At 71.4% G+C, this 18043-nt stretch carries 11 protein-coding genes; 6 read left to right on the forward strand and 5 right to left on the reverse strand.

All coding sequences use genetic code 11. From position 1 onward, the window contains the following. Positions 1-109 precede the first annotated feature (109 nt). From ACNHYB_RS04475 to ACNHYB_RS04495, 5 genes are all read left to right on the forward strand, one after another. The gene (locus ACNHYB_RS04475) at positions 110-2338 is read left to right on the forward strand and encodes a RecQ family ATP-dependent DNA helicase (RefSeq protein ID WP_418277992.1); all 2229 of its coding nucleotides are present in this window, start codon (positions 110-112) and stop codon (positions 2336-2338) included. A gap of 258 nt (positions 2339-2596) precedes the next feature. Beyond that, positions 2597-3538, forward strand: a complete 942-nt coding sequence (locus tag ACNHYB_RS04480) for an ABC transporter permease (RefSeq protein ID WP_418277186.1) — start codon at positions 2597-2599, stop codon at positions 3536-3538. Positions 3539-3682: 144 nt separating this feature from the next. Then, positions 3683-4480, forward strand: coding sequence for an ABC transporter permease (locus ACNHYB_RS04485; RefSeq protein WP_418277187.1), 798 nt, complete (start codon positions 3683-3685; stop codon positions 4478-4480). Continuing rightward, positions 4477-6531: a dipeptide ABC transporter ATP-binding protein gene (locus tag ACNHYB_RS04490; protein WP_418277188.1), complete on the forward strand. Its 2055-nt coding sequence runs from the start codon at positions 4477-4479 to the stop codon at positions 6529-6531. The genes ACNHYB_RS04485 and ACNHYB_RS04490 overlap by 4 nt, the downstream gene beginning before the upstream one ends. 61 nt (positions 6532-6592) lie before the next feature. After that, the gene (locus ACNHYB_RS04495; protein ID WP_418277189.1) at positions 6593-8317 is read left to right on the forward strand and encodes an ABC transporter family substrate-binding protein; all 1725 of its coding nucleotides are present in this window, start codon (positions 6593-6595) and stop codon (positions 8315-8317) included. 80 nt (positions 8318-8397) lie between these two features. On the opposite strand, the gene ACNHYB_RS04500 is transcribed toward ACNHYB_RS04495, so the two are convergent. Continuing rightward, the gene (locus tag ACNHYB_RS04500) at positions 8398-11676 is read right to left on the reverse strand and encodes an SNF2-related protein (protein WP_418277190.1); all 3279 of its coding nucleotides are present in this window, start codon (positions 11674-11676) and stop codon (positions 8398-8400) included. A 148-nt stretch (positions 11677-11824) separates the two neighbouring features. Continuing rightward, positions 11825-13147 (reverse strand): histidinol dehydrogenase, encoded by a 1323-nt coding sequence (gene hisD, locus ACNHYB_RS04505; RefSeq protein WP_418277192.1) that lies wholly within the window; start codon positions 13145-13147, stop codon positions 11825-11827. 49 nt (positions 13148-13196) lie between these two features. On the opposite strand from hisD, the gene ACNHYB_RS04510 reads away from it, so the two are divergent. Next, positions 13197-13433, forward strand: a complete 237-nt coding sequence (locus tag ACNHYB_RS04510; protein WP_418277193.1) for an RNA-binding S4 domain-containing protein — start codon at positions 13197-13199, stop codon at positions 13431-13433. A gap of 56 nt (positions 13434-13489) precedes the next feature. Here ACNHYB_RS04510 and ACNHYB_RS04515 read toward each other — a convergent pair whose 3' ends face one another. From ACNHYB_RS04515 to dnaE, 3 genes are read right to left on the reverse strand one after another with little or no spacing between them, the layout of a single operon-like run. Further along, positions 13490-13894 carry a pyridoxamine 5'-phosphate oxidase family protein gene (locus ACNHYB_RS04515; protein WP_418277993.1) on the reverse strand — a complete coding sequence of 135 codons (405 nt, stop codon included), beginning with the start codon at positions 13892-13894 and terminating at the stop codon, positions 13490-13492. Positions 13895-13951: 57 nt separating this feature from the next. Further along, a complete protein-coding gene (locus tag ACNHYB_RS04520) occupies positions 13952-14452 on the reverse strand; it encodes an NUDIX domain-containing protein (RefSeq protein WP_418277195.1) in 501 nt (166 codons plus the stop codon). Further along, entirely contained in the window at positions 14449-18009 is a 3561-nt protein-coding gene (gene dnaE, locus ACNHYB_RS04525) for a DNA polymerase III subunit alpha (RefSeq protein WP_418277196.1), read from the reverse strand. Before dnaE ends, ACNHYB_RS04520 begins: the two co-directional genes overlap by 4 nt. Positions 18010-18043 lie beyond the last annotated feature (34 nt).

The raw sequence follows: 18043 nt of genomic DNA on the forward strand, positions 1-18043 counted from the left end.
CGCAGGGCCGGCGGGCGCGGGACCGACGGGACCTGCGACGTCGCACCCCGCCGCGAGCGACGGCGCCGGCACGGAGCGCGCCGAGGCCGCCAAGCGCGCGAAGCTCGCGATGCTGCGCGGCCTGATGGACACCGCGGGCGGTGAGGGCGGCACGTTGCGCGAGCAGGCGGGTGTCGCGCTGCGTGCGCTGGTCGGCCGCGAGGACGCCGAGCTCCGCGACGACCAGTGGACCGCCATCGAGGCCCTCGTCGCCTTCCACCGCCGCGCCCTGGTGGTGCAGCGCACCGGCTGGGGCAAGTCGGCCGTGTACTTCGTGGCCACCAGCCTGCTGCGATCGCGGGGTGCCGGCCCGACGGTCATCGTGTCCCCCCTGCTCGCCCTGATGCGCGACCAGGTGGCCGCCGCCGCCCGGGCGGGGATCCGTGCGGTGACGATCAACTCCTCGAACGTCACCGAGTGGGACCAGGTGCACGCCCAGATCTCCGCCGGCGAGGTGGACGTGCTGCTGTGCTCCCCCGAACGACTCAACAACCCCGCCTTCCGCGACGAGGTGCTGCCCCGGCTCGCGGCCGACGCAGGACTCGTCGTCGTCGACGAGGCGCACTGCATCTCCGACTGGGGCCACGACTTCCGTCCCGACTACCGGCGGATCCGCACGCTGCTCGCCGACCTGCCGCCGGGCATCCCCGTGCTGGCGACCACGGCGACGGCCAACGAGCGCGTCACGCGCGACGTCGCCGAGCAGCTCGCGCTGCGCGGCGCGACCGGCACACCCACGGCCGCGGACCTCGCGAGCAACGACGACGTCCTGGTCCTGCGGGGTGCCCTGGACCGGGAGTCGCTGCACCTGGCCGTCCTCGAGCTGCCGGACCAGCCCACCCGCGTGGCATGGCTGGTCGAGGCCCTCCAGGAGATCGACGGGTCCGGCATCGTCTACTGCCTGACGGTCTCGGCCGCCGAGGAGGTCGCCTCCCAGCTGCGCACCGCCGGTCTGGCCGTCGCCGCGTACACGGGTCGCACGGACCCGACCCAGCGTGAACAGCTCGAGGAGGACCTCAAGGCCAACCGGGTCAAGGCGCTCGTGGCCACGTCGGCGCTGGGCATGGGCTTCGACAAGCCCGACCTGGCCTTCGTCGTGCACCTCGGCGCTCCGTCGTCACCCATCGCGTACTACCAGCAGGTCGGCCGCGCCGGCCGTGGCGTCGACTCCGCCGTCGTCGTCCTCCTCCCCGGCCAGGAGGACGCCGCGATCTGGGAGTGGTTCGCCTCCCAGGCGTTCCCGGCCGAGGAACAGGTGCGCGCGACCCTGTCGGCGCTGGCCGATACGGGCGCGACGATGTCGACGGCAGCGCTCGAGACGCACGTCGACCTCAAGCGCTCGCGTCTGGAGACGATGCTCAAGGTGCTCGACGTCGACGGCGCGGTGCGTCGTGTCCAGGGCGGCTGGGTCTCCACCGGCGTGCCGTGGAGCTACGACGCCGCCCGCTACGAGCGCGTGGAGGCGACGCGGCGCACCGAGCAGCAGGCGATGCGCGGCTATGTCGCCACCGACGGCTGCCGGATGCGGTACCTGCGGGCGCAGCTCGACGACCCCGCTCTGGCCGACGGTTGGACGTGCGGTCGGTGCGACCGCTGCGGCGGCGTCGCGCTGCCGCCCCCGCCGTCCCACGAGAGCGTCGCGGAGGCCCGGTCCGAGATGGACCGGCCCGGGGTGGAGGTCGAGCCCCGCAAGATGTGGCCCTCCGGGCTGGCGACGCTCGGCCTGGAGCTCAAGGGCAAGATCGGTGACGGCGAGAGGGCCGAGCCCGGCCGTGCCGTCGCGCGGTTCGACGGCCTCGGCTGGTCCGGACCCGTGCGCGACCTGTTCGCCCCGTCGTCGCCCGACCAGGAGACGCCCGTCGCGCTGCGGAGCGCGGCCGCCCGCGTCCTCGACGACTGGGCGGCGCTGCGTGACGAGGTGGCCGACGGCGAGGAGGCGGGCGCCCTCCGGGTGCAGGGAGTGGTGGCGGTGCGGTCGGTGACCCGGCCTCGCCTCACCTATCACCTGGCGAACGGCCTGGCCTCCTACCTGGGCGTCCCGCTGATCGGTGCGGTGGGTCCCGTCCAGGGCCGCGAGCAGCCCGACCGTCACGACGTGAACTCGGCACAGCGACTGGCGGGCGTCGCCCGGCGTCTGCGCCTCGAGCTCCCCGACGCGGCGCTCGCCGGGCTTCCGGGCCGTGCCGTGCTGCTGGTGGACGACTGGACCGAGTCCGGATGGACCCTGACCGTCGCTGCTCGGCTCCTGCGCGAGGCCGGTGCCACGGCGGTGCACCCGTTCGTCCTCGGCGTGCGCTGACCTCTCGGCGCAGGTCACAGGGACGGTCACGAAGGACGGCCCTGGAGGGCCGTCGCGAGGACGTTGCGCGACCGATACGAGCACGTTGCCGGCTCTGTTCGTCGCGGCCACGAAATCGTAACGATCCGAGATCGGTGTCATCGGACGGTCAAGGGGGTCGATCGACGCGTAGTAGCCTCGCGAAACCGACAAGGTCCGAACGAAAGCCCCCCACCCTTGATCAGATACCTGCTCCGCCGCTCTGCCGGTTGGTTGCTCATGGTCGTGGCCGTCATCAACCTGACGTACTTCCTCGCCTGGGCCTACCTCGACCCCCGCAGCAACTACGTGGGACGTCGTCCGCCGCTGAGCGAGACCCAGATCGACGCCCTCCTCGAGCCGCGCGGGCTCTATGACGGCGTTCCCCTCCTCGAACGCTGGTGGTCGTGGTTCAGCGGGATCGTCTTCCACTGGGACTGGGGGGTCAGCCCCACCGGACAGTCCGTCAACGACCAGGTCGCCTACCGGATGTGGATCTCCGCGGAGCTCATGCTCGGTGCCACGATCCTGCTCACCGTGATCGGCATCGCGCTGGGCGTCTACAGCGCCTCGCGTCAGTACAAGCTGGGTGACCGCATCGCCCTGGGCACCTCGATCATCACGATGAACATCCCGATCGTCGTCGCAGCGCTGGGGCTCGTGCTGCTGGCCATCGCGTTCAACGGGGCCGTCGGCACCACCGTCTTCTACGTCACCGGCGCGTCGAGCCCCGGGGTGACCGGGTTCTTCCCCACCTTGATCGACACGATCCAGCACCTCGCGCTGCCCACCATCGCGCTCGTCCTGGTCGGCTACGCCCAGTACCACTTCCTGCAGCGCACCCTGCTGCTGGACACGATCAAGTCCGACTTCGTGCGCATGGCACGCGCCAAGGGGCTGACCAAGGCGCAGGCCATCCGCAAGCACGCCCTGCGCACCTCGCTCATCCCGGTGACCACCCAGGTCGCCTTCTCGATCCCCGCGATCTTCACGGGCGCGGTGCTGACGGAGTCGATCTTCGCCTGGAACGGCATGGGCCAGTACTTCATCGAGACGATCTCCCAGAACGACATCCACGGCGTCGTCGCGGTCGCGGCGTTCGGCGCGGTCATGACCGCGTTCGGCGCGATCCTCGCCGACATCGCGGTCGTCGTCCTCGACCCCCGAGTGCGGGTGAGCTGACATGGCAACCGACAAGTCCTCCATGATCGACCCGCTCGAGTCGGGCGACAACCCGCCGGCCGTGGAGCCACCCCCGGCGAGCGCAAGCGCCTGTCGAAGTGGCGGCTGTACAGCCGCCGGTTCGCCCGCAACCGCCCCGCGCTCGTGGGCGTCGTCATCTTCGCCCTGCTCGTCACCTTCGCGCTGTTCGGCTCGTTCTTCGCCAAGTACGACCACGTCGAGCTCGACTTCCTCGCGCTGTCCGACCCGCCGAGCCCTGACCACTGGTTCGGCACGAACAACTCGGGCAACGACCTGTACGCCATGGTCGTGGTCGGTCTGCAGCGCTCGCTGCTCATCGCGGTCGTGGTCGCGGTCGGCACCACGATCCTGTCGGCCCTCGTCGGGACCGCGGCGGCCTACTTCGGCGGGCGCGTCGAGCGCGTCTCGCTGTTCGTCATCCACTTCCTGATGGTGACGCCCACGTTCCTGCTGCTCGCCATGATGTCGAACGACTCGGGCGGCGACTGGAGGGTCATCGCCGGTGTCCTCATCCTGGTGAGCTGGTTCTTCCAGGCCCGCACCATCTGGACGCTCTCCCTGTCGCTGCGCGAGCGCGAGTTCATCCACGCCGCGCGCTACATGGGCGTCCCCGGCCTGCGCATCGTCGTACGCCACATGATCCCCAACATCGGGTCGCTGCTCGTCATCAACTTCACCCTGGGCGTCGTCGGTGCCGTCATGGCCGAGACCGGCCTGTCGTTCCTCGGCTTCGGTGTGAAGCTGCCCGACGTCTCGCTCGGTTCCCTCATCGGCATCGGCGCCTCGAGCATCTCCAGCGCGCCGTGGATGTTCTACTTCCCCGCCGCCGCGCTGACCCTGCTGACCGTCTCCATGGCGCTCATCGCCGACGGTCTGCGCGACGCCCTCGACCCCACCTCCGCCGCGGGAGGCCACGCATGACCAGCCCTCTGCTCTCCGTCCGTGACCTCACCGTCAGCTTCCCCTCGGAAGCCGGCCGGGTCGACGCCGTCCGCGGGGTCTCGTTCGACCTCCAGCCGGGACGCACCCTCGGGATCGTCGGCGAGTCCGGCTCCGGGAAGTCGGTGACGTCGCTGGCCGTGATGGGCCTGCTCGACGACAACGCGCGCATCGACGGGTCGATCACCTTCCAGGGCGACGAGCTCCTCGGCAAGACCGACGCGCAGATGTCCAGGATCCGTGGCAACGGCATCGCGATGATCTTCCAGGACCCGCTCACCTCTCTCACACCGGTGTTCACCGTGGGCGACCAGATCGTCGAGGCGCTGACGATCCACGACCCGAAGCTCTCCCGACGGGCGGCGCAGGACCGGGCCGTCGAGCTGCTCAAGCTCGTCGGCATCCCCCGCCCCCAGGAGCGGGTGCGCTCGTTCCCGCACGAGTTCTCCGGCGGCATGCGCCAGCGCGTGGTGATCGCCATCGCGATGGCGAACGACCCGCAGCTGATCATCGCGGACGAGCCGACGACGGCGCTCGACGTCACCATCCAGGCGCAGATCCTGGACCTCATCAAGACGGCCCAGCGCGAGACCGGCGCGGCGGTCATGATGATCACGCACGACATGGGCGTGGTCGCGAACATCGCCGACGACGTGCTGGTCATGTACGCCGGGCGACCCATCGAGCAGGCCCCGGTCGAGGAGCTCTTCGCCCACACCCGCATGCCGTACACGATCGGCCTGCTCGGCGCGATCCCTCGGGTCGACAAGACCGAGAAGACGCCGCTGGTCCCGATCACGGGCACTCCTCCCCTGCTCGTCGACCTCCCGGACGCCTGCCCGTTCGCGGACCGCTGCCCGATCGCGATCGACAAGTGCCGCGCCGCCGAGCCCGAGCTCGTCGCCGTCGGGGAGCGGCCCGACCACCTGGCCGCCTGCATCCGCAGCGACGAGATCCGTGACGGGTTCATCGACGGCGCACCCGTCTACCCGGTCCCCGAGGTGCCGGTCTCGGCGCTGGAGACGGTCCCGCGCGAGCAGCGCACGGCCACGCTCGAGGTCGAGAACCTGACCAAGTCGTTCCCGCTGACCAAGGGCGCGTTCCTCAAGCGGAAGGTCGGGGAGGTGCACGCCGTCAAGGGCGTCAGCTTCGACATCCGCGAGGGCGAGACGATGGCGATCGTGGGCGAGTCCGGCTCGGGCAAGACCACGACCCTGCTGCAGATCATGGACTTCGCCCCGCAGGACGACGGATCCATCCGGATCGGCGGGACCGACGTCAACACCATCAGCACGCCCCGCGCCGAGCGGACCCTGCGCCGCGACGTCCAGATCGTCTTCCAGGACCCCGTGGGCTCGCTCGACCCGCGCATGACCGTCTTCGACGTCATCGCGGAACCGATGCGCGCCGTCGGGACGTCCTCCGACGTGGTCGGCACCCGGGTCGACGAGCTCATGGACCTCGTGGGGCTGAACCCCGCCCACAGCGACCGCTTCCCGGCCGCGTTCTCCGGCGGGCAGCGCCAGCGCATCGGGATCGCCCGAGCGCTCGCCACGAACCCCCGGCTCGTGGTCCTCGACGAACCCGTGTCCGCGCTGGACGTGTCGGTGCAGGCCGGGGTCATCAACCTGCTGGACGAGCTCAAGGTACGCCTGGGTCTGTCCTACCTGTTCGTCGCTCACGACCTGTCCGTCGTCCGGCACATCGCCGACCGTGTGGCCGTCATGTACCTGGGGAGCTTCGTGGAGCACGGGGAGGTCGACGCCGTGTTCGACGACCCGCAGCACCCCTACACCCGGGCGCTGCTGTCCGCGATCCCCATCCCGGACCCGGCCAAGGAGCGCGGCCGCGAGCACATCGTGCTCACCGGCGACCTGCCGAGCCCGACCGACACGATCACCGGCTGCGCCTTCGTCAGCCGCTGTCCCCTCTACCAGACCCTCGACGAGTCGCAGCAGTCCCGCTGCACCTCGGAGGTCCCCGTCCTCACCGGTCGTGACGGCGTCCACGTGAACGCCTGCCACTTCCGGTGACGTCCCTGCACCACCCCTCCACCCCACAAGGAATGCGCCGCGAGGCGCGAAAGGAGCACCCATGAGGCCGCAACACCGACTTGCGACCGGCGTCGCCGCAGCTGCCGCGCTCGCCCTCACGCTGAGCGCGTGCAGCTCGGACAGCGACGAGGGCGACGCAGCCCCCGAGGAGACCGAGGCGCAGACCATCGAGGGCGCGGACTACAACCCGCAGCCGCGCGAGGCGCTCGAGCAGGGTGGCGAGGTGACCTTCCCCATCGGTGAGATCACCCCGCAGATGAACGCCAACCACTCCGACGGCTCGGTCGACACCGCGACGATCTGGGCCTGGTACAACGCCCAGCCGGTGCTCATGAGCCCCGAGGGCGAGGCGTCGGCGAACCCGGCCTACCTCTCGGACTGGACGACCGAGGTCGTCGACGGCAAGACCGTCGTCACCTACACGATCAACCCCGAGGCCGTCTGGAACGACGGCTCCCCCATCACGTGGGAGTCGTACGAGCAGACCTGGGTCGCCAACCGCTCGGTCGACGAGGGCTACGTCCCGAACACGACCGACGGCTACTCGAAGATCGAGTCGGTCGAGCAGGGCGAGGACGACCGCCAGGCCGTCATCACCTTCGACTCGGAGTACCCGTGGACCGAGGGCCTCTTCTGGAACCTCATGAACCCCGCGGTCGACTCGCCCGAGGTGTTCAACGAGGGCTACCTCGAGGAGCCCAACGCGGACTGGGGCACCGGCCCGTACATGATCGACGAGTTCGACCTCAACGGCGGCGTCATCTCGTTCGTGCCGAACGACAACTGGTGGGGCGACGCCCCGATGCTCGACAAGGTGACGTTCCGCGTGCTGGAGGCGACCGCCGCGGTCAACGCCTTCCAGAACGGTGAGATCGACTACGTCGACGCTCTGACCGCCGACAACCTGGAGCAGCTCGCCGACGTCGAGGGCGCTGTCACCTACCGCGCCCAGCGCACCGCGACGAACCTCCTCGAGCTCAACGCCGAGTACCCGCAGTTCGAGGACGTCGCGGTCCGCGAGGCCATGTTCAAGGCCATCAACCGCGACCAGATCAAGGAGGTCGTCTGGAACGGCCTCAACTACACCGAGCCCGAGGCCGGCTCGCTGAACCTCTTCCCGTTCCAGGAGGGTTACGTCGACGCGCTGAGCGAGGCGGGCTACGCCTACGACGTCGAGGCGGCCAACGCTCTCCTCGACGAGGCCGGCTGGACCCTCAACGGCGACGTCCGCGAGAAGGACGGCATGGTCTTCGAGGGCCGGATGCCGATCTTCGGCGACGACCCGATCACCGAGGCCCGCGCCAAGGTCATCCAGTCGCAGCTCTCCGAGATCGGCTTCTCGATGGAGATCGACAAGCGTCCGTCCTCGGACTTCTCGACGGTCCTCACCACGAAGGACTGGGACCTCGTCGGTCTCGGCTTCTCGTCCTCCGACCCGTACGGCGTGGCCTACATGTGCCAGCTGTACTGCTCCGACAGCGGCCTGAACCTGTCGGCGACCGGCACCGAGGAGATCGACGCCAAGATCGCCGACCAGGTGACCTCGCTGCCGACCGCCGAGGAGCAGACCGCTGCCGGCCTGGCCCTCGAGTCGGAGATCATCGCCGAGACCTGGGGCATCCTGCCCCTGTACCAGGGCCCGAACATCGCCATGGCGACCGAGGGTCTCGCCAACCTCACCCCGGAGACCTACACCGGTCTCGACCTCTTCGGCCTGCAGCCGGTGGAGAACGTGGGCTGGATGGCGGACGCCGCCGCGGAGTGACCCGCACCGCCTGACGCCACGCGTCGGGCAGATCCGAACGGCCTCGGGGTCGGTGGTCCGCCACCGGCCCCGAGGCCGTTCTACGCCTCCAGCAGGCCGCGCACGTCGTCGACGGCGAGCGTCCCGGCGAAGGTGCCTGCCTCGTCGTCCAGGACGGCGTCGAACAGTGCGGCCTTGCGCCGGGCGAGGGCCATGACCTTCTCCTCGATGGTGTCGGCGGCCACGAGCCGCGTGACGACGACGGGCCGTGTCTGACCGATGCGGTGCGTGCGGTCCACGGCCTGCGCCTCGGCAGCGGGGTTCCACCACGGGTCGAGCAGGTACACGTAGTCCGCCTCGGTGAGGTTCAGGCCGAAGCCACCCGCCTTGAGACTGATGAGGAACACCGGGTCCGTGCCCGCCTTGAACCCGGCCACCACGTCGGCGCGACGCGTCGTCGACCCGTCGAGGTACGCGTAGGCCAGACCGGCGTCGTCGCAACGGGCCGCGACCCGCCGCAGGAACGAGGTGAACTGGCTGAAGACCAGCACCCGGTGCCCCTCGGCGGCGATCTCGGGGAGCTGCTCGGCGAGCAGGTCGAGCTTCGCGGAGCCGACCCGGGCGTAGGCGTCGTCGACCAGCGACGCGTCCAGGGCGAGCCGGCGCAACGTGGTCAGCGAACGGAAGATCGCGACACGGTTCGCCTCGAAGTCGTCCAGCAGCCCGAGGAGGCGCTGCCGCTCGCGCTGCAGGTGGGTGTCGTAGACCTTGCGGTGGTCGGCGGTCAGCGGGACCCGCAGCACCTGTTCGGTGCGCTCGGGGAGCTCGGGGGCGACCTGCTCCTTGGTGCGGCGGAGCATGAGCGGCCGGATCCGACGCTTCAACCGGGCCAAGGCACGGTTGCCCGCCGCGACCACCGCAGGGTCGTCGTCGGCGGCAGCCGCCGCCACGGGCCGGACCGTCGCCTCACGGAACCGTGCCAACGACGGGTACAGCGCCGGTGCGACGATCGCCAGGATCCCCCACAGCTCGACGAGGTCGTTCTCCAACGGCGTGCCGGTGAGCGCCAGCTTGAAGGGGGCGTCGACGGCGCGGGCCACGCGGTTCGTCCGGGTGCGCGGGTTCTTGGCGAACTGTGCCTCGTCGAGCAGCAGGCCGGACCAGCGCTGGGCGCCGAAGGCGTCGGCGTCCAGGCGGTGCACGGCGTAGGAGGTGACCACGACGTCGGCGCTGGCCGCGACGTCGGCGACCGTGGTCCCCAGCTTCTTCGACGTCGAGGCCATCGCCACGACGCGCAGGTGCGGTGTGAACCGGTCGGCCTCCAGCACCCAGTTCGCGACGACCGAGGCGGGGGCCACGACGAGGAACGGCGGGTCGTGGGGTCGCTCGGTGCGCGCGTGGGCGAGGAAGGTCAGGGCCTCGAGCGTCTTGCCGAGCCCCATGTCGTCGGCGAGGATCCCGCCGAGGTCGTGACGCCACAGAAAGGTCAACCAGTCGAACGCCTGGCGCTGGTAGTCGCGCAGGTCGGCACGCACCCCGTCCGGCAGAGGTACCGGTGCGGGCCGCTCCTGCCCGTCGGCGAAGGCCCGCAGGCCGGCGAGCGTGCGGCGCCACCGCTCGTCGACGGCGACCGAGTCGGCGACGTCCTCCAGGTCGTGCCAGAGGTCCGCGTCGTACCGGCTCACCCGGACCTGCCCGGCGCGGTCGCTCAGCGACGCGGACTCGTCGATGAGCTCACGGAGCCGGGCGAGCACCGGCTGGTCGAGGCGGAGCCAGGAACCGTCCACGAGCAGCAGCCGCTTGCGGCCCTGGGCCATGGCGGTGAAGAGGCGGGCGAACGGGATCGTCCTGCCGTCGACGGTCACCGAGATCCCGAGGTCCAGCCAGTCCGAGCCGCCCGACGGCGCGCCGTCGACGACGACGCGGGGCTCTCCGTCCAGGTGGAGGTAGTCGGGGACGTCCTCGGCGTCGAGGCGCACGTCCGACGCGGCGGCCAGCGCGGGCAGCGCCCCGTGAGCGAGGTCGAGGGCGTCCAGCCCCGTCCAGCCCTCGCGCGACAGGTCGAACCCCGCGAACCCGGGGACGGCGCGCACGGCGGCGACCGTCTTGTCACGGATCTCGGTCTCGGCCTGCGGGTCCCGGGCGACGTCGCCCGACGCGCCGTCGAGCGGCACCCGGCGGGCCTCGCCCCCGGCACGCGGGTACTCCCACGTCCAGGTCAGCCCGGCGTGCTCGGGAGTGTCGTACCGGACGGTCGCGACGAGGACCGGGCGCGGGGTGGGCGGCAGCGTGACGCTGCCGTCCGACACCACCGGGGTCACTCGACGCAGCGCGGGCAGGTGGTCGGCGTACAGCTCGTCGAGGTCCGCCGTCGGCACCTCGAGCGCCCCGACCGCCAGCAGGTCGGCCACGCCCTCGCGCAGCCGCCGCGGTGCGGGCCCCAGGTGCAGCACCGTGCCGCCGCGACGCCCGGCCACCGCGAAGAACCCCGTGTCACCCACCGTGCCGACCGGCGTGGCCTCGACGTCGTCGTCGTCGAAGGTGAGCACCGGACGCAGCCGCACGCCCTGGGTGGTCGCGGCCGCCTCGAGACGCACCGCCGCCGCACCCGCGAGCCGGACGTCGTCCTGCGCGCCATGGCCGACCAACGGGATCTCCAGCTCGGAGGCCTCCGCCAGGAGGGGCCACACCGCACGGCCACCGGCGGCGAGCGGACGCCACGCCTCCCGTGACCCGCTCGACCCGGCGAGCACGGCACCGAGGTCCGCGAACCAGCGCCGCACCTGCGGCGCGGGCGTGGCCCGGACGTCGGCGAACGCGTACAGCCCCCGCGTCAGCGCGTCCCAGCTCGCCTCCGGGGCGACCTTCCACCCTCCGGAGCGCGCCGGGACCACGGGCCGCACCGACAGCTCGGCGGGCGCGTCGCCGAACGTGCCGTCCAGCCGGAAGCGCAGCGCCACCGGCAGCACTCCCCCGGTGGCCGGCGTCGGGCCGTCCCCCGCACCCGGACCGGTCAATGCCCACAGGCGGCTGCGCCATCCGTCGTCGACCGGGCCGGCGTCGGGGCCGGCGACGCCGTGCGCCCCGACGTGCAGCAGCGTCGCGGCGACGTGCTTGCAGTCGATGCCGACCGGGCAGGTGCAGGCGGAGTCCTCGAACACGTACCGTCCACCGTCGACGGCGAACCAGATCCGGCAGGTGTAGGGCCGCGGACCGCTCCCCGCCACGGTGCCGCGCAGCACCAGCTCGTCGGCGTCCCAGCGCCACGACGACACCATCCCGGAGCGGTGGTACCCCTGCGCCCGGCGGAACGTCGTCGCACCGACGATGCCGCCCACGACCAGGGGCTCGATGCGGGGCGGGGCGGGCACAAGGTCCATGCTGCCACGGACCCCCGACGGACCCCGACGGGCCCGCGTCACCGCGTCGAGGCACTGGTGCGGGGCGCTTGGCACACTATTCGGTCCCAGGACGCGGCCTCGACCGCGCGGCCACCGGGGCCCACGACCCCGGTGGCCGCCCGTGGCGTCAGAACCGGCCGCGCACCGCCTCGCCGTGCGCCGGGAGGTCCTCGTCGTCCGCGACGGCGACGATCCGGTCCACGAGCTCGGCCAACGCGTCCCGGGAGTACTCGACGACCTGCACCGACCTCAGGTACGCGTGCACACCCAGCCCGCTCGCGAACCGTGCCGTCCCGCCCGTCGGCAGCACGTGGTTCGACCCGGCCATGTAGTCGCCCAGCGACACCGGCGAGTACGGTCCCACGAAGATCGCCCCCGCCGAGGTCACCCGCTCGGCCAGGTCCGCGGCGTCGGCCGTCATGATCTCCAGGTGCTCGGCGCCGTAGGCGTCCACCACGGCGAGCCCCTGCTCGACGTCGTCGACGACGACGACCGCCGACTGCGGACCGGACAGCGCCGTGGTCACCCGCGTGGTGTGCTTCGTGGCCTCCGCCCGGTCGACCAGGCGTGCCTCGACGGCACCCGCGAGCTCGACCGAGGGAGTCACCAGCACCGCGGCCGCCAGCGGGTCGTGCTCGGCCTGGCTGATGAGGTCGAGCGCCACGTGGTCCGGGTCCGCCGCGCCGTCGGCCAGGACGGCGATCTCCGTGGGCCCCGCCTCGGCGTCGATGCCCACGACACCGCGCACGAGCCTCTTGGCCGCCGCGACGTAGACGTTGCCCGGACCGGTGACGACGTCCACCGGTTCGCACAGGACCTCGCCGTCGACGGGTTCGCTGCCCGCCGCGCCGTAGGCGAACATCGCCACCGCGCCCGCGCCGCCGACGGCGTAGACCTCCTCGACCCCCAGCAGCGCACAGGCCGCCAGGATCGTCGGGTGCGGCAGACCGCCCGAGTCCTTCTGCGGCGGTGAGGCCACCACCAGCGCCAGGACGCCGGCCTCCTGGGCCGCGACCACGTTCATGATCACCGACGACGGGTAGACCGCGAGACCGCCCGGGGCGTACAGACCCACCCGCTGCACCGGGATCCAGCGCTGGCGCACCTGCGCGCCGTCCGCCAGGGACGTGGTGTGCTCGGTCGGCACCTGGGCAGCGTGGACCGTGCGGACACGCACGATCGCCTCCTCCAGTCCCGCGCGAACCGTCGGGTCGAGGTCGGCGAGCGCCGTGGTCATCGCCTCGGCGGGCACCCGCAGATGCTCCGGCCGGACCCCGTCGAGACGTTCCGCCTGGTCGCGCAGCGCGGCAGCACCACGGGTGCGGACGTCGGCGATGAGCGGAGCCACGGTCGCGGTCGCCTCCTGCACACCGAGCTCGGGGCGCGGCAGCACCGCGGTGAGCTCGGAGCGGGACAAGGAGCGACCCCTCAGGTCGATGCGTCGGATCACCCGGCCAGTCTAGGTCCGCCGTCGGCGCCCGGGCCGTGCGTCTTGGACAATGGGCACCATGCACACCCCGATCGAGGTCCCGATCCGCGACGACGTCATCCGGCTCGGCCAGTTCCTCAAGCTCGCCGGGCTCGCCGAGTCCGGCACGCACGCCCGCGACCTCGTCGCCGACGGCGACGTCCGGGTCGACGGCGAGGTGGAGACCCGGCGCGGCCGGCAGCTCCAGCGCGGTGCGCAGGTGACGGTCGCCACGCCCGAGGGGGACGAGACCGTCGTCGTCGCATGATCTCCAGGGTCCCGGCCCCGTGAGCCCGGGCACGTGGCCCGGCGGGGGCGAACCGGTCAGGACGTCATGTACGCCGAGCCCATGATCCGGTCGGGCGTCAGGCGCAGCACGACGCGCTGCGGGTCGTGCTCGAGCGTGCGGTAGCGCAGCGCGTAGCGGCGCACGGCCTCGGCCACCTCGTCCGGGTCCTCGGCCACCTCCAGCGTCCCCTCGAGGGTGAGCCACCGCCCGCCGTCGACCTGGCACAGCGCGGCGCGGGCCGGGGCGTCGTCCGCACCGCGGCGTCGGGCGTTGCGTGCCTTGACGGCAGTCCGCCGGCTCGTGATGCGCACGACGCCCTCGCCCGCGTCCCAGGTGTACGCCACCGGCACCACGTGCGGCGTGCCGTCGGCCCGCAGGGTGGTCAACGTGGCCAGGTGCCGCTCGGTGACGAACACGAGCTGCTCGGGGTTGAGGCGCATCACGGGTGCGAGCCTACGTCGTCGTCCCGCCGCCGCCCGCGGCGCGGCGGTCCCCCGTCAGAACCCGAAGGTGCGGATCGGCGCGACGGCGCCGTCGTGCAGGTCGCGCAGCACCACGAGCTCGTGCGGGACGACCGGGTGCGGCAGGCGGACCAGGGGGAACCAGCGCAGGTCGGTGGCCTTGTCCGCCTCCTGCAGCTCCGGCGTGCCCTCCCAGCGGGTGGCGGCGAAGAAGAAGTCCACGCGCTGCTCCAGCGCCGGCCCGCCGGGGATGCCGCGGTGCTGCACGGTCAGCGGTACCACGTCCGCGGGGTCGACGACGACGCCGAGCTCCTCGGCCGCCTCCCGGACCACGGCCGCGAGCGCCGACTCCCCCGCCTCGACGTGACCGGCGGCGCCGGCCGCCCAGTGGCCGCCCATGAACAGCTCCGGCGCCCGCAGCTGGAGGAGCACCTGGCCCTCGCGCCGCAGGAACAGGTAGGCCGCCGGGACGACCCGGAACCGGTCGTCGGCGCTGCCGTCGTCCCACGCGGCCGACGACGCCGGTGCGCCGGTCATGACAGGCACGCCGGACCGAGGAGGGCCTTGAGGTCGCCGAACAGGGCCGGGGACTTCTCCACGCGCAGGGCGTCGGACGCGCGCACGAGGGTCCGTTTGCCCGGCTCGGCGACGTGCACGTGCACCTCCGCCGATCCCGGGTGGGTGGCCAGGACCTCGCGCAGACGGACCATCACGGGCTCGACGCAGCGGGTGTGCGGCACGGTGACCTGCACCGGCGAGTCCGCGACCGCCGAGGTGTCCGGCAGCGTCACCTCCTGCGCCTGCAGCTGCATCTGGTCGTCGCGGCGTCGCACCCTGCCCTTGAGCGTGACCACCTGGTCCTCCGCCAGCACGGTGGAGTAGGCGAGGTACGTCTCGCCGAAGAACATGACCTCGACCGCTCCCTCGAGGTCCTCGATGGTCACGGCCGCCCACGGGTTGCCGTTCTTGCTCATGCGTCGCTGGACGGAGGTCAGCAGTCCGGCCACCGTCACCATCGAACCGTCGGCGCGACCCTCGTCGGCCATGAGGTTCGCGATCGAGGTGTCGGCCGCGCGCGCCAGGACGTGCTCCAGCCCCGACAGCGGGTGGTCGGAGACGTAGAGGCCGAGCATCTCGCGCTCGAACGCGAGCCGCTGCTTCTTGTCCCAGTCCGGCAGGTCCGGCACGTCGACGGCGAAGCTGACGGCGTCGTCGGCGGGCCCCCCGAAGTCGGCGAAGAGGTCGAACTGCCCCTCTGCCTCCTTGCGCTTGACCGAGATCACCGAGTCCACGGCCTGCTCGTGCACGACCAGCAGCGCCCGGCGCGGGTGACCGAGCGAGTCGAACGCTCCGGCCTTGATGAGCGACTCGATCGTGCGCTTGTTGCACACCACCGCGGGCACCTTGTCCAGGAAGTCGGTGAACGAGGTGAAGTCGCCCTGCTCCTCGCGCGCCGTGATGATCGCGTCCACGACGTTCGCCCCGACGTTGCGCACCGCGGTCAGGCCGAACCGGATGTCCGTGCCGACCGCCGTGAACTTCGCCGCGGACTCGTTGACGTCCGGCGGCAGGACGGTGATGCGCATCCGGCGGCACTCGCCGAGGTACAGCGCCATCTTGTCCTTGTCGTCCCGCACCGACTGGAGCAGGCCCGCCATGTACTCGGTCGGGTAGAGCGCCTTGAGGTACGCCGTCCAGTACGCGACCAGGCCGTAGCCCGCCGAGTGCGCCTTGTTGAACGCGTACCCGGCGAAGGGGACGAGGACGTCCCAGACGGCCTTGATCGCGGCGTCCGAGTAGCCGCGCTCCTTGCAGCCCGCCTCGAAGTTCACGAACTCCTTGGCGAGCACCTCGGGCTTCTTCTTGCCCATCGCGCGACGCAGCAGGTCGGCCTGGCCGAGCGTGTAGCCGGCGAGGATCTGTGCGGCGCGCTGCACCTGCTCCTGGTAGACGATCAGGCCGTACGTCTCGTCGAGGACCTCCGCGAGCGGTTCGGCCAGCTCGCGGTGGATCGGTTCGATCTTCTGCAGGCCGTTCTTGCGCAGTGCGTAGTTGGTGTGCGAGTTCATGCCCATCGGGCCCGGGCGGTACAGCGCGATGACGGCGGACAGGTCGTCGAACTTGTCGGGCCGCATCTGGCGCAGCAGCGCCCGCATCGGGCCGCCGTCGAGCTGGAACACGCCCAGGGTCTCGCCGCGGGCGAGCAGACCGTACGTCGCCGGGTCGTCCAGCGGCACCGTCTCGATCTCGACGGCGTCCTTGCCGTTCATCGTGATGTTCTCGAGCGCGTCGTCGAGGATCGTCAGGTTGCGCAGGCCCAGGAAGTCCATCTTGATCAGGCCGAGGCCCTCGGACGTCGGGTAGTCGAACTGCGTGATGACGGCACCGTCCTGGGGGCGGCGCATGATCGGGATGACGTCGATCAGCGGGTGGCTCGACATGATGACGCCCGCTGCGTGCACGCCCCACTGACGCTTGAGGCCCTCGATGCCGCGCGCGGTCTCCACCACGCGCTGCGCCTCGGGGTCCGTGTCGTGGACGCTGCGGAACTCCGCGGCCTCGGAGTAGCGCGGGTGCTGCGGGTCGAAGATCCCCGACAGCGGGATGTCCTTGCCCATGACCGGCGGCGGCATCGCCTTGGTGAGCTTCTCCCCCATCGCGAACGGGAAGCCGAGCACGCGCGAGGCGTCCTTGAGCGCCTGCTTGGCCTTGATGGAGCCGTACGTGACGATCATCGCGACACGGTCGTCGCCGTACTTGTCGGTCACGTAGCGGATGACCTCCGCGCGGCGACGTTCGTCGAAGTCGACGTCGACGTCGGGCATGGAGACGCGTTCCGGGTTGAGGAAGCGCTCGAAGATGAGCCCGTGCTCGATCGGGTCGAGCTCGGTGATCCCCATGACGTAGGAGACCATCGACCCGGCGGCCGAGCCGCGGCCGGGTCCCACGCGGATGCCCTGCTCCTTGGCCCAGTTGATGAAGTCCGCGACCACGAGGAAGTACCCCGGGAAGCCCATCTGGATGATGACCTCGGTCTCGTACTTCGCCTGCTTGCGCACGTCGTCGGGGATCCCGGCGGGGTAGCGCACGTGCAGCCCCTTCTCGACCTCCTTGACGAACCAGGAGATCTCGTCCTCGCCCTCGGGGACCGGGAAGTTCGGCATGTAGTTGGCGCCCGTGTCGAACGAGACCTCGCAGCGCTCCGCGATGAGCAGGGTGTTGTCGCAGGCCTCGGGCATCTCCGCGAACAGCCGGCGCATCTCGGCGCCGGACCGCACGTAGAAGCTGTCACCGCTGAAGGCGAAGCGGCTGCCGCCCTGGTCGTAGGTGGGCTCGTCGAGCGTCGAGCCGGAGTTCACCGCGAGCAGCACCTCGTGCGCGTGGGAGTCGTCCTGCTTGGTGTAGTGCAGGTCGTTCGTCGCCACGAGCGGCGCGCCGATGTGCTCGGCGAGCCGCAGCAGGTCCTTGGTGACCCGCTGCTCGATCTCGATGCCGTGGTCCATCAGCTCGACGAAGTAGTTCTCCTTGCCGAACAGGTCCTGCAGCTCCCCGGCGGCGCGGACGGCCTCGTCCCACTGCCCGAGCCGCAGCCGCGTCTGCACCTCGCCCGACGGGCACCCGGTGGTGGCCATCAGCCCCGAGGAGTACGTCTGCAGCAGGTCACGGTCCATGCGGGGCCACTTGCCCATCTGGCCCTCCAGGGACGCCAGCGACGCCGCCCGGAACAGGTTGTGCATCCCGACGTTGTCGCGGGCCCACAGCGTCATGTGCGTGTAGGCGCCACCGGCGGAGACGTCGTCGCGCCGCTGGTGCTGCTCGCCCCACAGCACCTTGGTGCGGTCCTGGCGGCTGGTGCCCGGGGTGACGTACGCCTCGACGCCGATGATCGGCTTCACACCGAACTTCTGCGCGGTGCTCCAGAAGTCGAAGGCACCGAACAGGTAGCCGTGGTCGGTGATCGCGATGGCCTTCTGGCCGAGCCGGTCCACCTCGGTGAACAGGTCGTTCATCCGCGCCGCACCGTCGAGCATGGAGTACTCGGTGTGGACGTGCAGGTGGACGAAGTCGTCGGTGGGTGCAGCGGCGTCCGGCATGGCAGCGAGTCTAGGCCGACCCACCGACGACCCG

The organism is Isoptericola jiangsuensis (genome assembly GCF_048320105.1).
GTDB lineage: Bacteria > Actinomycetota > Actinomycetes > Actinomycetales > Cellulomonadaceae > Isoptericola > Isoptericola jiangsuensis_A.